The following is a 15,041-nucleotide window of genomic DNA, read 5'->3' as shown; positions in this document are numbered from 1 at the left end:
AGGAAGGGAACAGCGATGCCCGCCGTGTAAATTGCCCGGTACAGTGCGTGTAATCGACGTGCCCTGTGCATGCTCATAGCCATTCCCCTCGACGACTGACGCGAGCCTTCCCGAGGACCTTCCGGTCCGTTCGGGGTGTGACTTAAGGGAATCTCGATGCGCAGTCAGGCTACGGAGCCGATTCCGGGCCCTGCAATAGTGGCCGAAGGGATGGCCGGTTCCCACCGAGGTCATGGAATGTGAATGGCGTGTGAGGAAGTCCGTGGCGTACCAGGCCAGCGTTCCACCGGCGCGGCCCCGCCGCGCAACCGAACGAACTGGCGCAGTCGGAGATGGCTCATTCCACGGGTAGGGGTCTTCGCAGCCGAACACGCCACCGACGCGCGCCCGCCGGGTTCTTCACGGACCACAGCACGTGACGTCGCCCCGTGACGGACTTCGCGTGGCGACGACGTGCTCAGGCGACGCCAGGGGCGGTGGCTCGTGCGAGCAGCCCGTCGACGAACGTGCGGAGTCCCTGGGGGTAGATGTCCCGTGCGGCCAGCGCGGCCCATCGGACGCCGATGGCGGCCAGGTGGGGCACCTGGGACGGGTCCAGGTCGTCTCGGTAGGCGAAGGGCCGGCCTTCGTCCCGTCGGCGGGCGGAGTGGGCGCGGACCAGGACCTCGCCGACGGTGAAGTACCAGATGCTGCGGAAGACGTCGACGCTCTGCTCGGGTGTGCATCCGTGGTCGGCGGCTCCGGCCACGATGGCCTCGACCATCCACATCGCCGATTCGTCGAGCAGTCCGACGAAACCGTCGGCCGAGAGGACCTCCGCGGCCCATGGCCAGGCCGTGAGGGCGTCGCGCATCGCGGTGGCGGCCGCGACGATGCGCTCCCGTGGGTCACTGGGCAGTTGGGGACGTTCGATCTGTTCGATGTGGTGATTGACCAGCAGGAGCAGCAGGTCGTCCTTGTTCCGGATGTGGTGGTACAGGGTCGTCGCCCCGATGCCGATCTCGGCGGCCAGGCGACGGACGGTCAGCTTCTCCCAGCCGTCCTGGTCGATGAGCCGACGGGCGGCCACCAGGATCTGCGCGCGGGAGGTCACGGGTGGCCGGCCGGTGCGGCCGTGCGGTGCGGGCGCTCGGGACATCGTCCCATCATGCCGCCCTGCCGTCCTCCGCCTCGAAACGGGTGCGGTTCCAGCTTTCGTGTTCACGGGCGCCCTGCCTCATGTTACTTTCGGAACATGTTCGAAAACTCAAAGGACATCACTGGGACGCCACCACCCGATGCCGGTTCCACGGCGGCACGGAGCATGGCGGGACTGCTGCGCCCCTACTACTTGAGCTTCGCGGCCCTTGTGACCCTGCAGGTCATAGGTGCCCTCGCGGGTCTGATGCCGCTGCTGGCGGTCGTCGAACTGGGGCGCACTCTGCTGGCGCCCGGCCCGATCGATCACGGTCATGTCTGGATCGTCGTGGTCGCGGGTGCGGCCGGCTTGTTCATCCGGCTGCTGTTCACGGCCGCGTCGTCAGGAATCGGGCACGTCGTCGACGGTCAGGTGCAACTGACGTTCCGCCGGCAACTGGCCGCGCAGCTGGGGCGCGTACCGATCGGCTGGTTCTCCCGGCGAGGGACCGGCGAGCTGGCGAAGGTGGTGGGGGACGACGTCAGCGCCGTGCACCCGTTCATCGCCCACACCCCCGGTGAGCTCGTCTCCGCCTTCGTGGTGCCGCTGGTGTCGCTGGTCTACCTGTTCACCGTCGACTGGCGGCTCACACTGATCACGCTGATACCGGTCGCGCTGGCCGTGGCGCTGGTCCCCCTGATGATGACCCCGACCCGGCTGCGCGAACAGGAGGACTTCGATGCCGGCATGGGGCGGATCGCGAGTTCCGTCGTCGAGTTCGTCCAGGGCATCTCGGTGGTCAAGGCGTTCGGCGGAAGCGAGCGCGCCCACCGTACGTTCCTCACGGCCGTCGACGATTTCGTCGGCAGCTTCTTCCGGATGGTGCGCGGGCTCGCCGGGATCGCCGCCGGGATGCAGGTGGCGCTGTCGCCGCCGTTCGTACTGCTGATCGTGCTGATCGGCGGTACGGCTCTCATCACCACCGGTGGCATGGCCGCGGCCGACCTGCTGCCCTTCCTGCTGCTCGGGTGGGGCCTGACCGCTCCCGTGGCGGCCCTGGGCCACGGCTTCGACGACATGCAGGCCGCCCGGCGCGCCGTCGGCCGGATCCGGGATGTGCTTGCGGTGCAGCCGCTGCCGGAGCCCACGCGTCCGGCCACGCCCCAGGGGCACCGGGTGGAACTGCGTGGCGTCCGGTTCGGCTACGAGGCCGGTCACGAGGTGCTGCGCGGGATCGACCTGGTGCTCGAACCGGGGACGGTCACCGCGATCGTCGGGCCCTCGGGAAGCGGGAAGTCCACGCTGGTGCAGCTGTTGCCGCGGTTCTTCGACCCGACCCACGGTTCGGTCACCCTCGGCGGCGTCGATCTGCGCGAGCTCGGCAGCCGGGAGCTCTACCGGAAGGTCTCCTTCGTCTTCCAGGACGTCCGGCTCCTGCGCGCGTCGGTCGCGGACAACATCGCGCTGGCGGTACCGCACGCCGGCCTCGACGACGTGGTGCGCGCCGCCCGGCTGGCGCACATTCACGATCGGATCCTCAAGCTGCCCCGCGGATACGAGTCGGTGATAGGTGAGGATGCCGGACTGTCGGGTGGCGAGGCACAGCGGATCTCCCTCGCACGCGCACTGCTCGCCGACGCGCCCGTTCTCGTGCTGGACGAGGCGACCGCCTTCGCCGACCCGCAGACCGAACAGGCGGTGCGCCACGCACTGGCGACGCTGGAGGGTACCCGGACGATCATGGTCATCGCCCATCGCCTGGAGACGATCGCCGACGCCGACACCGTCGTGATGCTGGCCAACGGGTCGATCGTCGAGCGCGGCAGGCCCGCCGAACTGCTGGCACGCAACGGAGAGTTCGCCGCGTTCTGGCAAGCCCAGCGGTCGGCGGTCGCCGACCGGACCGAAGCCCGAGGTGGCGCACTGCAAGGAGGAGGCGAGCCCCGATGATTCGAATGCTGCTGCGCGTGCTGGGGCACGAGTACGCCCGGCCGGTGCGTCGCACCGTGGCCCTGATGACGACGACCGCACTCGTCGAGGGTCTGTCCTACGCACTGCTGATTCCCGTGCTGCGGGCAGTGTTCGGGAGCACACCCGAAGACGCCTGGCCCTGGCTGATCGCGTTCGGGGCCGCGGTCGCCGTCTACGCGGTGCTGCGGTATGTCAGCGATCGGTCCGGTTTCCTGGCCGGGACCACGCTGTTGCGCGGCACCTACCACCGTCTCGGCGACCATCTGGCCCGACTGCCCATCGGCTGGTACGACGCAGGACGCCTCGGGGAGGTGTCCGTGCTGGCCAGCCGCGGCGTCCTCCAGGCGATGGGCGTGATCGCGCATCTGCTGGCACCGTTCATCTCCGCCTGCGTGACCCCCCTGACGATCGTCGCCGTCATGCTGGCCTTCAACTGGCAGATGGGTCTGGCCGCGTTGGCCGCCGTACCGATCGTGGCGGCGATCCAGATCCGGACGGGACGCTCGATGGCCGCCACGGACACGGAGCGCCACGCACGCGACCACGACGCCACCGGGCGAGTCATCGAATACCTCCAGGCCCAGCCGGTGCTGCGCGCCGGGGGCCGGACCGTCGAACGCTTCCGGATGCTCGACGACTCGTTGCAGGAAGTCCAGCGCGCCTCCCGCCGGACCGCGCTGTCGGCGCTGCCCGGCGTGGTGGGTCTGGCACTCGCGGTGCAGACGATGTTCACCGTCGTGCTGGCCCTGGGCGCCCACCTCGCGCTCGGCGGGAACATCGGTGCGGCGGAGGTCCTGGCGATCCTGGTGCTGGCCGCCCGCTGCGCGGATCCACTGCTGTCGCTGTCGGACATCAGCGGCCAACTCCGCGGCGCACGTTACGAACTGGCGCGGCTCGACACGGTGTTGCGCACCGAGCCGCTGCCGGAACCGGCCGAACCGGTCCAGCCGGTGCGCCACGACCTGGAGTTCGAGTCCGTCGCCTTCCGGCACGGCGACCGCACGGTGATCGACGACCTGTCGCTGTCCCTGCCGCAAGGGCAACGGCTCGCCGTTGTCGGACCGTCGGGTTCCGGCAAGAGCACGCTGCTGCAGTTGCTCGCGCGGTTCTACGACGTGGACGCGGGCGCGGTGCGCGTAGGAGGGGTGGACGTGCGGGCGATCGACACGGAGGTGTTGATGGCGCAGATCGCCATCGTCTTCCAGGACGTCCATCTCTTCGACGGCACGATCGAGGAGAACGTACGCCTCGGCCGTCCCGACGCCGACGAAGCGGAGGTGCGGGCGGCAGCCACCGCGGCGCGGCTGGACGAGGTGATCGAGCGGCTGCCCGGCGGATGGACGGCCAATGTCGGCGAGGGCGGCGCACTGCTGTCGGGAGGTGAACGCCAGCGCGTCTCGATCGCGCGCGCACTGCTGAAGAACGCGCCCGTCGTGCTGCTGGACGAGGTGACCTCCGCACTGGACCCGGTGAACGAGGCAGCCGTCCACGAGGGCATCGAGCGCCTGATGGCCGGCCGCACGGTGGTGATGGTCACGCACCGGATGCGGACCGTCCGACGCGCCGATCGCGTCCTCTTCCTGGACGGCGGCCGGATCGTGGAGGAAGGCAGCCACGATGCACTGCTGCGCCTCGGCGGCCGCTACGCCGATTTCTGGAATCTTTCCCTGACTCCGGCAGCAGCGGCTGGGCGTGGACCTGCTGCGCGGTGACTCACCTGGGCAGGCAGCTGGAGGAATGAGGACTTTCGCCATGCTGCCGATGAGTCGCATGCAAGGATGTCGCCCGTGACCAGATCGTCCTCCTCGCCTGTCGCCGAGGACACGCCTCGCAACAACGGCCTGGGTCCCCGTACCGCAGCCATGCTTGTGTTCGGGTCGTCGGCCGCGGTCCTGGTGGTGGAGATCGTCGCTCTGCGGCTGCTGGCTCCCTACCTCGGCCTCACCCTCGAGACCAGCACCATGGTGATCGGCATCGCCCTCACCGCGATCGCCGTCGGATCCTGGCTGGGTGGGCGCATCGCCGACCAGGTCAGCCCACGCCGGCTCCTGGGCCCCTCGCTCGGGGTGTCGGGAGCCGTCGTGGCGCTCACCCCTGCCGTGCTGCGCACCACCGCGGAGTGGGCACCGGCGATGCTCCTGTTGATCGCGTCGCTGACCATCCTCGTGCCGGGCGCGCTGCTCTCCGCGGTGACGCCGATCGTGACCAAGTTGCGTCTCACCAGCCTCGCCGAGACCGGAACGGTCGTCGGCCGACTGTCCGGCGTCGGCACCGTCGGCGCCATCGTCGGCACTGTCCTCACCGGCTTCGTCCTCATCGCGCGGTTGCCGGTCAGCGGCATCCTGATCGGCCTCGGAACGCTGCTGGTGGTCGGCTCCGCGCTGATCGAGTGGCGAACGCGCGGGTGGAGAAGCACATCTGCCCTCACACTCGTAGTCGTCGCCGGCGGCCTCGCCACCATGGTCGCGCCCGGTGCCTGCGACACGGAGACCAGGTACCACTGCGCACGGGTCGTCGCAGACCCCGACCGGGACAGCGGCCGCACGCTCGTTCTGGACGGCGTGCGGCACTCCTACGTCGACATCGACGACCCGGCCTCCCTCAAGTTCGCGTACGTGCGCGCCATCGCGTCGGTGGTCGATACCGCCTTTCCCGCAGGTGAGCCACTTGCCGCCCACCACCTGGGCGGCGGCGGGCTCACCTTCCCCCGATACCTCGCGGCCACGCGGCCCGGGACGCGCAGCCTGGTGTCCGAGATCGACGCCGGGGTCGTCCGCATCGACCGCGACCAACTGGGTCTGGGAGCAGAAGGGGGTATCGACGTACGCGTCGAGGACGGCAGGATCGGCCTGCGGCGACTGGACGCCGGCAGTCGTGACCTCGTCGTCGGCGACGCCTTCGGGGGCGTGAGCGTGCCGTGGCACCTCACTACGGTGGAAGCGATGACCGACGTACGGCGGGTGCTCGACGAAGACGGCCTGTACGTTGCCAACCTCATCGATCACGGTGATCTGGCCTTCGCACGTGCCGAAGTGGCCACCCTCAGCGGAACCTTCGAGCACGTCGCCCTCGTCGGCGAACCCACCGAAATCGGCCTCGACCCGACCGCCACCCCCGAGGGCGGCAATCTGGTGGTGCTCGCCTCGAACCGGCCGGTCGACGTCCGCGCGACCCAGGAAGCACTGGACGCCCGGCAACCCGGCTGGAAGATCGTCACCGGCGACGACCTCACGTCCTGGATCAGCGATGCCCGACTGCTCACCGACGACTACGCACCCGTCGACCAGCTCCTCCAGCCCTACGGCCCACGGAGCAGCCAGTGACATGCCCAGGGCGGTACGGCGCCGGTTGCACTTGTTCTCGACCCGAATGGGCCGGGTCCGTCGGGTGACGGGTCCGGCCCCTTGCGGTGGGCGGTCGGTCAGATGCGGTCGGCGGCGATCAGGAGGTACTGGAAGGAGCCGTCCCGGTAGGAGTTGGTGAACGCCTCTTCGATGCCGGTGACCAGGCGGGACGTGGCCCGCAGCTCCCAGTAGGGCAGGGTCGCGGGCGTGAGGTCGATGACGGCCTGCGGTACGAGACGGTTGTCGGCCATGGCGCGCATGTACTCCCGGCGGGAGTGGATGTTGCACTCGAAGTGCGCGTTGATCTGGGAGACCCACTTCGAGGGCTGGCCGTAACGCGGGTTCCAGCAGCCGGTGATGGTCACGTAGCGGCCGCCGACCGCGAGGATGCGGGAGTGCTCGGCGAAGAGGTCGTGCAGGTCGACGTACATGCTCGACTCGTTGTTCCACGAGGCCGCGGCCTGCCCGGTCTCGAAGGGCGTGCTGAGCATGTTGCAGACGCGGGCGTGGACGTGGTCCTCGATGCCGAGTTCGCGGGCGCGCTGGTTGGCGAAGTCGGCCTGCTTGGCCGACAGGGTGACGCCCTCGACCTTGCACCCGAAGCGCTGGTGGGCCATGACCATCGAGCCGCCGCGGCCGCAGCCGGCGTCCACGAGCGTGTCGTCCCGCCCGATGGGGCCGAGGTGCTCCAAGAGGAGTTCGGCCTGCGCCGACTCCAGGCGGTGCAGCTCGGCGATCAGGTTCTTCTCGTATGCGCCGTCCTCGGCGTCACCGAGGGCGGCGTGGTCCACGTCGCCGATGCCGTAGTGGTGGTGGTAAAGGCCGTCCACGTCGCCGAGACGCAGGTTGACGGGCCTGGCCTCGTTGTTCCAGTAACGGGCGATGTCGCCCTGATAGGGCGTCGCCGGGGCGGGGATGATCGCAGAGGTACCGGCCGAAGTGGCGGTGGCAGAGGAGGTGTTGAGATCGGTGCTAGTCATGGATACATCCCATCTTTACCAGAAATCGGGCAGGCTGTAGCGATAGGTGTTGGTCTGGTGCCAGTAGTGGTTGCCGTCGACCCACACGGCCACTCCCCGCAGGAAGCGCAGCACGCTCGGGACGGGGCAGGTGACGGCCAGGTCGGTGGCCGCTGCCTCGAAGTCGCGCATGAGGTCGTTGTGGACCCCGACCGCCTTCAGGTAGGCCTCCCGGTCGGAGAGGCCCTCACGTTCCGCGATCACCACGGGCAGGTTCAGGTGCCGGCCGGGGCTGGCGAGTTCTTTGGTGTACGAGTACAGGTCGTTGACGATGGTGGTGGCGTTGCCGGCGAGCGCGATGACCCGCTGCATGGCGGGCTGTGCATGGAGGTCCGCCGGCAGTTCGTAGCCGCCGACGGAGTCGGTGAGGGTGGGGCAGGGGCGGAAGTTGTTGAACTGCCGCATCGCCAGGTACTCCCACACCTCGGGGACGTACTCCGTCTGGGCCCAGGCGGCCTCGGCGAGGTACCCCATGTGCAGACGGGCCATGTCGTGCCGGTACCGGTCGGCCTGGGAGGGGGTGGACTGCTGGACGAAGTACTCCATGGCGGAGCGGTAGGCGCGCCGCGGGGCGTCCGCATGGAGCGACAGCGCCCACTGCGGCTGGTACTCCTTCGTCGTGTGCAGGGAGTCGAGAGCGGTGTGCGCCAGCAGCAGGCGTCCGCCGAGGCCGATGGGCGAGCCGCCGTGGTCCTCGCAGTAGCAGTCGTCGACCGCGTTCTCCGCGACCATCAGCCGCGTGGCGAGCATCAGGTGCTCGATGGTCGGAGCGTCCGGATGGCAGGCGACCATGTAGCGCCCGACGGAGAAACCGTCGAACTGGTCCTCCCAGTCCTCGGGGTAGAGCTCGACCTCGTCCAGCGCCCATGCCTTGATCCTGCGGCTGACCTCCTCCACCCTCGCGGGATCGGGCTCCGGGATCGGGTGGTAGTAGAGGCCCGGGATCGGACGGCCCGCCACCGGCGCCTCGGACGCCGGGGTCTCCGACGGCTCCGCGCGCCGGGCCGGGTGCAGGCTCGCCGTGCCCAGACCACTGGGACCGCGCAGGATCCGTTCCAGGGCAGAGCTCTGCCGCCTCACCGCCGCCGCGCCCTCCCCCACGTGCTCAGCGACCGGGGCGACCAGGTCGTCGGATGCGGGCACCGTCGCGGGCACGGCCCCTGCGGCGACGACGGGAACGAAGGGCAGGGCGGGCCCGGAAGGCAGGGCGGGCCGGGCGTCACCGACGGTGGCCTCCGTTCCGGAGGCGTGCGCGTGGGCGAGGACATGGGCCCCGAAGCGGGCGGCGGTGGCAGGCAGGCTCGACTGCAGAGGGGAAAGCCCAGGATCGGGCATCCGTAGCTCCTTGGTGAGGTGGGTGGGCTGTCCCGGATCCCGGGCATGCCCGGTCGGCCCGGGAGGGTCCGGGCTGTCGTGACCGGGGGGTCAGGTCCTCCAGGTAATGTCCGGGTGATCTTCGTGGATCAGCCCGCGTCGTCTGGTGCGGTGCATCGCAAGGCGGAGGAGCGCAGCTCGCACTCGGCCGTACTCGCGCGGTCCGACAACGCGGCGAGGCGCCGTACCAGGCAGCGCGGGCCCGCGGAGATCGCCCGGACAGGGCCTAGTCGCGCCTGCGGGCGATCTGCACGTTCTCCAGCACGCCGAGCGCGTCGGGCACCAGGACTGCGGCGGAGTAATAGGTGGAAACCAGGTAGGAGATGATCGACCGTTCGTCGATACCCATGAAGCGCACCGACAGGCCGGGCTCGTACTCCTCCGGCAGACCGGTCTGGCGCAGACCGATGACGCCCTGGTTGTCCTCGCCGGTTCGCATCGCGAGGATCGAGCTGGTGTTCTCCTTGCTGATGGGGATCTTGTTGCAGGGCAGGATCGGGACCCCGCGCCAGGCCGGAACCGACTGCCCGCCGACGTCGACGTGGTCCGGGTAGAGCCCGCGGGCGTTGAACTCACGTCCGATCGCCGCGATCGCCTTGGGGTGGGCGAAGAAGAACTTGGTGCCACGGCGGCGGCAGAGCAGCTCGTCGAGGTCGTCCGGGGTGGGCGGGCCGGAGTGGGTCTGGAGCCGCTGCTTGAAGTCGGCGTTGTGGAGCAGACCGAACTCCCGGTTGTTGACGAGTTCGTGCTCCTGCCGCTCGCGCAGCGCCTCGATGGTGAGCCTGAGCTGCTCCTCGGTCTGGTTGTGCGGCCCGTTGTAGAGGTCGGCGACCCTCGTGTGGATCCGCAGCACGGTCTGCGCGATGGAGAGTTCGTACTCGCGGGGCTTGAGTTCGTAGTCGACGAAGGCTCCGGGCAGTTCGGCCTCGCCGGTGTGGCCGGCCGACATCGCGATCTCGGCCTCGCCGTGCTTGTTCTGCCGCTGGTGGGGCAGCGCGCTGAACTCCCGGACGTGGGCCTGGAGGCTCGGCGCCGAGGAAAGCACGGCGGCGAAGTCGGCGCGGGACAGGGTGAGCAGGGTGCCGGCGGTCTCGGCGGTGGCGGTGTAGTCCCACCCGGCGGCCCCGTCCAGCAGGGCGTTCTCACCGAACCGGTCGCCGCCGGCGAGCACGGCGATGGCGACTTCGTCACCGTACTTGCCGGCGGAAGTCTGGCTGATCCGGCCGTGCGCGATCAGGTGGATGTGCTCGGACGGGGTACCGCGCTCGACCAGCACCTCGCCGGGACGGAAGTCTCGCTGGACGCACCGGCCGGCGAGCGCGGTCAGCACTTCCTCGTCGTCGAAGCCGCGCAGCAGGGCCAGTTCGCCGAGCTCGCGGGGGATCACCCGGACGGTGGCACCGTCCTGGACGAAGTCGATGCGCCCGTCGCCGACGGCGTAGCTGAGCCGGCGGTTGACCCGGTACGTGCCGCCCTTCGTCTCCACCCACGGGAGCATCCGCAGCAGCCACCGGGAGGTGATCTCCTGCATCTGCGGGGCGGACTTGGTCGTGCTGGCAAGGTTGCGGGCGGCTGCCGTGCTCAGGCTGGACTGCTGGGGCGGCTCCAGCTGCGCTTCCGGGCTGGTGTCAACGGTCATCGGGCGAGCTCTCCTTCGCAAGGGCGGCGATCCGCGTACATGCACATCACCGGAAAACAGATAAAAAGAGGGCGAATATCCGGGAATCCGTCCAGATCCGGTGGAACAGTATCGGCCGATGTGACCAACTGCCTCTGATGAGCCGCCGTATTACCTCGATGCAGCGATCTTGCCCCGCACGGGGTTGACCGGGGAGGCCGACGGGCATCCCTGTCCCTCATCGCCGGAAAGTCCGGTCCATCTCCGCGATCCGCCCGGCGTGGTAGCGGATGCTGGGGTCGATGGTGCGGGCGTCCGGCGGCAGGGCGTCCGCCTGTGCCTTGATCTTGTCGGTCAGTACGGGCTGGTCCGCGACGGTAAGCCGCAGAACGCCGCGAGTGACACTGGCCGCGCCCAAAACCCGCAGCGTGCCCGGCGCGTCGCTGAGGCCGTTGACCTCCGTGCCGTCCGGTACGAGCACCGCGACCAGCCGGATGCCGGGGTCCAGCAAGGCGGCTGCGCCGCCGGGGTAGTCGGCCTCCTGGCCGATGGTGTAGACGATGCGGCTGAAGGTGGAGAGGCGGCCCTGGAGATCGGCTGTGCCGAACCGGCCGGGAGCCGGCCTGGCGGGCCAGCAGCGCCGCGCCCCGTCCCGTTGCGGCGCCGTCACGGACGCCGGCACCCAGCCACGGCGCCCCCATCGACTACGCGCGCCGCCGTCTTCGCGGGGCCGAGCTGACCGGCTCGCCGCCGCACCTCGCGCACCCGGACCTCGCACCGGGTGCCGGAGCACAACGTCAGCAGTACCAGCGCTTCCGCTGGCGGATCCTGCCCGCCGAAGCAGACCTGCTCACCCACACCGCGCGAGCCATCCTCGACGAGCACGGCGTCGACGAGCCACTCCAGTGGACGCCCGGGCTCCCTGACGGCGCACTGCGCGACCTGGGTCTTCCCGGGCCTGACCCGAGCAGCATCACCGTCGCCCAGCTCCATCAGGCCGTGCCCGGCGGCGACTTCTCCCATCGCCCGCCTCGCACGCACCCTGAACCGACGTACCCAGCACATCGCCACCCGTCTCGATCGGTGGCGGACCTGGTACGAACAGGACCATCTGTCCCTGCAGGACATCGCGGACCGGGAAGGAACGAGCCTTGCCACCCGTGCGTCTGGCGCTGCTCAAGAACGTTGTTCCTCTCCACCCCGCCAAGTCCTACCTGGGCCGCCCGAGAAGAAAGGACCGTGCCAATCAACGACAGAGCTGATCACCGTCACCGGCGGGTAGGAGGCGCGCATGGACGGACGCGCCGTCTCGGAGGGGGCCGTAGCGGGCCTCGTCAGGCGTGTCGACCGCCCCCGCGTCGCCGTGGCCTGCCACGGACGCCGCAGTCCCGCTCGCCCTCGGTATAGAGATCGCGGGCTTGGTGAACGATGCGCCCAACCTGCAGCGCGGACGACGTGGCGGGGTCGGCAAGCTGCGTCAGAAGCGGACTACCCCCAGGTCGCGCACTGTGTCGGCCAGGGCGCGGATGAGGTCGTTCTCGGCTTCGGTCCGCCAGACCAGGGCGAAGGTCAGGGTGGCCATCTCGGGGACGGGGAGGAATCGTATGTTCGACATGCCCCAGTATCTGGCGACATGTCCGGGGAAGGTGTGGATGATGTCGCCCATGCCGACGTGGCTGATCAGCTGATCGGCGTTGTCCGAGGCTGCGGCCGTGATGCGTTCGAGAGTCCGGCCGCGTGGGGTGGAGAAGGGCAGGTAGCTGTCCTCCCAGTAGTCCGGCAGGCCGAGGGCGGTGGCGTGCGGGAATTCGGCGAGCAGTTCCAGAGGGACGGAGTCCCGTACCGCGAGCCGGTGGTCGGCAGCCACGGCAAGGACTCGCGGGTCGGTGCACAGGGCCGGCCCTACGGTGAAGTCGGGCTCTTCCACGGGCAGCCAGGCGACCAGGACGTCCATGGCACCACTGCGGAGCTGGCCGAACGGATCGGTGAAGGTTGCTTGGCGGATCTGGAGTCCCCAGCGCGTGTGGCGTGCGCGGAACGCTTTCCAGTAGGGGTGGAGATCGGCGACGTTGAAGGGCATCAGGCTGACGCGGAGCTGTGCGGTGATGCCGCGGGCGGCCAGCTGGGCGCGCTCCAGGGATTCGTGCAGGCCCGCGTAGACCGGTTGCAGGTCGTCGCGGAACTGCCGGCCGACCTCGGTCAGGCGCACCGTACGGCTGGTGCGGGCGAACAGCTCCGCCCCGATGCGCCGCTCCTGCTTCTTGATGGCCTGGCTGACGCGGGCCTGGGAGACGTGCAGCCGCTCTGCGGCCCGGCCGAAATGCAGCTCTTCCGCAAGTACGAGGAAGATCTCGATGTCCCGCAGCTCCACTGGCCACGCCCCCATGCTCGATAACCCAGCGGCTGTGGAGCCGCGTGAAACTATGGCTTGATCATATGCATGGATCCAAAACCTGTTGAGGCGTGCGCGCACGCATGAAGAACCGTGAGGAACGCCGCATTCGCACAGCTGGGCTTTGGCCAGCGACCGGAGCGACCGGGAGTGGGAGGTCCCCGAAGAGCTGACGCGCTTACCTGCTGTCGGCTTCCGGCTTCCGGCTTCCGGCTGTGGCATGCTCCGGGCCGGCGCAGGCACGGGCAGGTGCACCAGCATGCGCGCGGCAACCTCGGCCGACACACAGACTGGTACCGCCGAGCTCCACGCAACGATGCTGCGGGGTCTGATACGGACGCCGCAGTCCGGCTCGCCCTCGGTAAAGAGGTCGCGGGCCTGGTGAACGATCCACAAGGCTGCGGCGCCTCGACGCGATGGAGCCAGCAGGTTGCGTCAGAAGCGGAATACACCCAGGTCGCGCACCGTGTCGGCCAGTGCGCGGATGAGGTCGTTCTCGGCGTCGGTCCGCCAGACCAAGGCGAAGTTCAAGGTGGCGATGTCCGGGACGGGAAGAAATCGGATGTTCGACATGCCCCAGTACCTGGTGACATGACCGGGAAAGGTATTGATGATGTCGCCCATACCGACCAGGCTGATCAGCTCATCAGAGTTGTCCGCGAGCACGGTGCGCTCAATCTGCCGGCCCCGTGGGGTGTAGAAAGGCAGGTAGCCGTCCTCCCAGTAGTCCGGCAGGTCGAGGGCGGTGCTGTGCGGGAACTCGGCGAGCAGCTCCAGTGGGACGGAGTCCCGTGCCGCGAGCCGGTGGTCGTCGGCCACCGCAAGGACCCGGGAGTCGGTGCACAGGATCGGTCCGACGGTGAGGTCTGGCTCTTCCACAGGCAGCCAGAGGACAGCGACATCCATGGCACCACTGCGGAGCTGGCCGAACAGGTCGGTGAAGGTTGCCTGGCGGATCTGGAGTCCCCAGTGCGGGTGCCGCGCACGGAACGCCTTCCAGTAGGGGTGCAGGTCAACCATGTTGAAGGGCATCAGGCTGACACGGAGCCGTGCGGTGATACCGCGCGCCGCCAGTTGGGCCCGCTCCAGGGATTCATGCAGTCCGGCGTAGACCGGCTGCAGGTCGTCGCGGAACTGCCGGCCGACCTCGGTCAGGCGCACCGTACGGCTGGTGCGGGCGAACAGCTCCGCCCCGATGCGCCGCTCCTGCTTCTTGATGGCCTGGCTGACGCGGGCCTGGGAGACGTGCAGCCGCTGTGCGGCCCGTCCGAAATGAAGCTCTTCCGCCAGTACGAGGAAGATCTCGATGTCCCGCAGCTCCACCGACCCCGGCCCCCATGTCGATCGATAACCCTGCGGTTATCGAACCGCGTGAAAGTGTGGCTTGATCATATGCACGGATCGCAAGATCGTTTGAGGCATGCATGCACGCATGAAGAACCGTGAAGAACGCCGCATCCGTCGGGCCCGATGAGCGACGCCCTGGACCTGACCGTGATGTACGCGATGCATGGCGCCCTGCGACGGGACCTGGCTCAGCTCGACCGGGTCACCACCGCCGCGGACTGTGACCCTGTGCGCGTCCTGGCCACCGCTGCCGGATGGACACTGTTCAAGCAGGCCCTCCGCGCGCACCACGCGGCCGAGGACGACGCGCTGTGGCCGTCGTTGCGGCGGAATCTGGCCGGCCGTCCGAAGGACCTGGGGCTGCTGGAGGTGATGGAAGCCGAACACGCCGCCGTCGCTGCGGTGATCCAGGCCATCGACGAGCTGCTGGCCGTGCCCGGAGCCGCCCCCCTGCGGCTGGGCCAGCTCACCGACGCGCTGACCCGCGGCCTGGCCGGACACCTCACGCACGAGGAGGACACGGCCTTCCCGCTGATCCGGCGGACGCTGACCACAGAGCAGTGGGCCCATTTCAGCCAGGTCCACGCCCGGCACATCAGCAAGGACGCACCAGTTCTGCTGCCTTGGCTCCTGGACGGTGCCGACAAGCCGACCGCGACGAGGCTCCTCGCCCAACTGCCCGCGCCCGCGTACGCCGCCTGCACCGCCCGGTGGATCCCGGCCTACGCCGCTCTCGACCGCTGGAGTCCAGGCACCACGGCCTAACGCGCCTTCAGCGCCGGCCCCTGGTCCATCGCCCGACCGCCTTCGCCTTCGCCTTCGCCTTCGCCTTCGCCTTCGCCTTCGCCTTCGACCACGA

The 15,041-nt window shown here is 69.3% G+C and carries 12 protein-coding genes; 4 read left to right on the top strand and 8 right to left on the bottom strand.

Translation table 11 applies throughout. The annotated features are described in order from the left end of the window. Positions 1 to 457: 457 nt before the first annotated feature. A complete protein-coding gene (locus AB0D94_RS03020; RefSeq protein ID WP_362044694.1) occupies positions 458 to 1,138 on the bottom strand; it encodes a TetR/AcrR family transcriptional regulator in 681 nt (226 codons plus the stop codon). A gap of 96 nt (positions 1,139 to 1,234) precedes the next feature. On the opposite strand from AB0D94_RS03020, the gene AB0D94_RS03015 reads away from it, so the two are divergent. The 3 genes from AB0D94_RS03015 to AB0D94_RS03005 all read left to right on the top strand — a co-directional run bounded on the left by AB0D94_RS03015 (position 1,235) and on the right by AB0D94_RS03005 (position 6,411). Further along, a complete protein-coding gene (locus AB0D94_RS03015) occupies positions 1,235 to 3,067 on the top strand; it encodes an ABC transporter ATP-binding protein (RefSeq protein ID WP_362044692.1) in 1,833 nt (610 codons plus the stop codon). Beyond that, a complete protein-coding gene (locus AB0D94_RS03010; protein WP_362044690.1) occupies positions 3,064 to 4,800 on the top strand; it encodes an ABC transporter ATP-binding protein in 1,737 nt (578 codons plus the stop codon). The genes AB0D94_RS03015 and AB0D94_RS03010 overlap by 4 nt, the downstream gene beginning before the upstream one ends. A gap of 75 nt (positions 4,801 to 4,875) precedes the next feature. After that, a complete protein-coding gene (locus AB0D94_RS03005) occupies positions 4,876 to 6,411 on the top strand; it encodes a fused MFS/spermidine synthase (protein ID WP_362044688.1) in 1,536 nt (511 codons plus the stop codon). 98 nt (positions 6,412 to 6,509) lie between these two features. Here the strand turns inward: AB0D94_RS03005 and AB0D94_RS03000 are convergent, their stop codons facing one another. From AB0D94_RS03000 to AB0D94_RS02970, 7 genes are all read right to left on the bottom strand, one after another. Then, positions 6,510 to 7,412: a geranyl diphosphate 2-C-methyltransferase gene (locus AB0D94_RS03000; protein ID WP_362044686.1), complete on the bottom strand. Its 903-nt coding sequence runs from the start codon at positions 7,410 to 7,412 to the stop codon at positions 6,510 to 6,512. Positions 7,413 to 7,427: 15 nt separating this feature from the next. Then, positions 7,428 to 8,786: a family 2 encapsulin nanocompartment cargo protein terpene cyclase gene (locus AB0D94_RS02995; RefSeq protein WP_362044684.1), complete on the bottom strand. Its 1,359-nt coding sequence runs from the start codon at positions 8,784 to 8,786 to the stop codon at positions 7,428 to 7,430. Between the two features lie 265 nt (positions 8,787 to 9,051). Then, positions 9,052 to 10,464 carry a family 2B encapsulin nanocompartment shell protein gene (locus AB0D94_RS02990; protein WP_362044682.1) on the bottom strand — a complete coding sequence of 471 codons (1,413 nt, stop codon included), beginning with the start codon at positions 10,462 to 10,464 and terminating at the stop codon, positions 9,052 to 9,054. 217 nt (positions 10,465 to 10,681) lie between these two features. Beyond that, positions 10,682 to 11,113 (bottom strand): hypothetical protein, encoded by a 432-nt coding sequence (locus AB0D94_RS02985; protein WP_362044680.1) that lies wholly within the window; start codon positions 11,111 to 11,113, stop codon positions 10,682 to 10,684. Further along, positions 11,110 to 11,466, bottom strand: a complete 357-nt coding sequence (locus AB0D94_RS02980) for a hypothetical protein (protein WP_362044678.1) — start codon at positions 11,464 to 11,466, stop codon at positions 11,110 to 11,112. Before AB0D94_RS02980 ends, AB0D94_RS02985 begins: the two co-directional genes overlap by 4 nt. A 454-nt stretch (positions 11,467 to 11,920) precedes the next feature. Continuing rightward, positions 11,921 to 12,829, bottom strand: a complete 909-nt coding sequence (locus AB0D94_RS02975; protein ID WP_362044676.1) for a LysR family transcriptional regulator — start codon at positions 12,827 to 12,829, stop codon at positions 11,921 to 11,923. A 441-nt stretch (positions 12,830 to 13,270) separates the two neighbouring features. After that, the gene (locus tag AB0D94_RS02970) at positions 13,271 to 14,158 is read right to left on the bottom strand and encodes a LysR family transcriptional regulator (RefSeq protein ID WP_362044674.1); all 888 of its coding nucleotides are present in this window, start codon (positions 14,156 to 14,158) and stop codon (positions 13,271 to 13,273) included. Positions 14,159 to 14,305: 147 nt separating this feature from the next. On the opposite strand from AB0D94_RS02970, the gene AB0D94_RS02965 reads away from it, so the two are divergent. Next, positions 14,306 to 14,947 carry a hemerythrin domain-containing protein gene (locus tag AB0D94_RS02965; protein ID WP_362044672.1) on the top strand — a complete coding sequence of 214 codons (642 nt, stop codon included), beginning with the start codon at positions 14,306 to 14,308 and terminating at the stop codon, positions 14,945 to 14,947. Positions 14,948 to 15,041: the final 94 nt, after the last annotated feature.

The organism is Streptomyces sp. NPDC048255 (assembly GCF_040652415.1).
GTDB lineage: Bacteria > Actinomycetota > Actinomycetes > Streptomycetales > Streptomycetaceae > Streptomyces.
The sequence above is the reverse complement of the archived record's forward strand: the minus strand, read 5'-3'. Positions and strand labels throughout refer to the sequence as shown.

Bases quoted from the DNA above. Each gene is read 5' to 3' on its own strand.
- AB0D94_RS03020 (WP_362044694.1), bottom strand. From the start codon at position 1,138: ATGTCCCGAGCGCCCGCACCGCACGGCCGCACCGGCCGGCCACCCGTG.
- AB0D94_RS03015 (WP_362044692.1), top strand. From the start codon at position 1,235: ATGTTCGAAAACTCAAAGGACATCACTGGGACGCCACCACCCGATGCC.
- AB0D94_RS03010 (WP_362044690.1), top strand. From the start codon at position 3,064: ATGATTCGAATGCTGCTGCGCGTGCTGGGGCACGAGTACGCCCGGCCG.
- AB0D94_RS03000 (WP_362044686.1), bottom strand. From the start codon at position 7,412: ATGACTAGCACCGATCTCAACACCTCCTCTGCCACCGCCACTTCGGCC.
- AB0D94_RS02995 (WP_362044684.1), bottom strand. From the start codon at position 8,786: ATGCCCGATCCTGGGCTTTCCCCTCTGCAGTCGAGCCTGCCTGCCACC.
- AB0D94_RS02990 (WP_362044682.1), bottom strand. From the start codon at position 10,464: ATGACCGTTGACACCAGCCCGGAAGCGCAGCTGGAGCCGCCCCAGCAG.
- AB0D94_RS02980 (WP_362044678.1), bottom strand. From the start codon at position 11,466: ATGGGAGAAGTCGCCGCCGGGCACGGCCTGATGGAGCTGGGCGACGGT.
- AB0D94_RS02975 (WP_362044676.1), bottom strand. From the start codon at position 12,829: ATGGGGGCGTGGCCAGTGGAGCTGCGGGACATCGAGATCTTCCTCGTA.
- AB0D94_RS02965 (WP_362044672.1), top strand. From the start codon at position 14,306: ATGAGCGACGCCCTGGACCTGACCGTGATGTACGCGATGCATGGCGCC.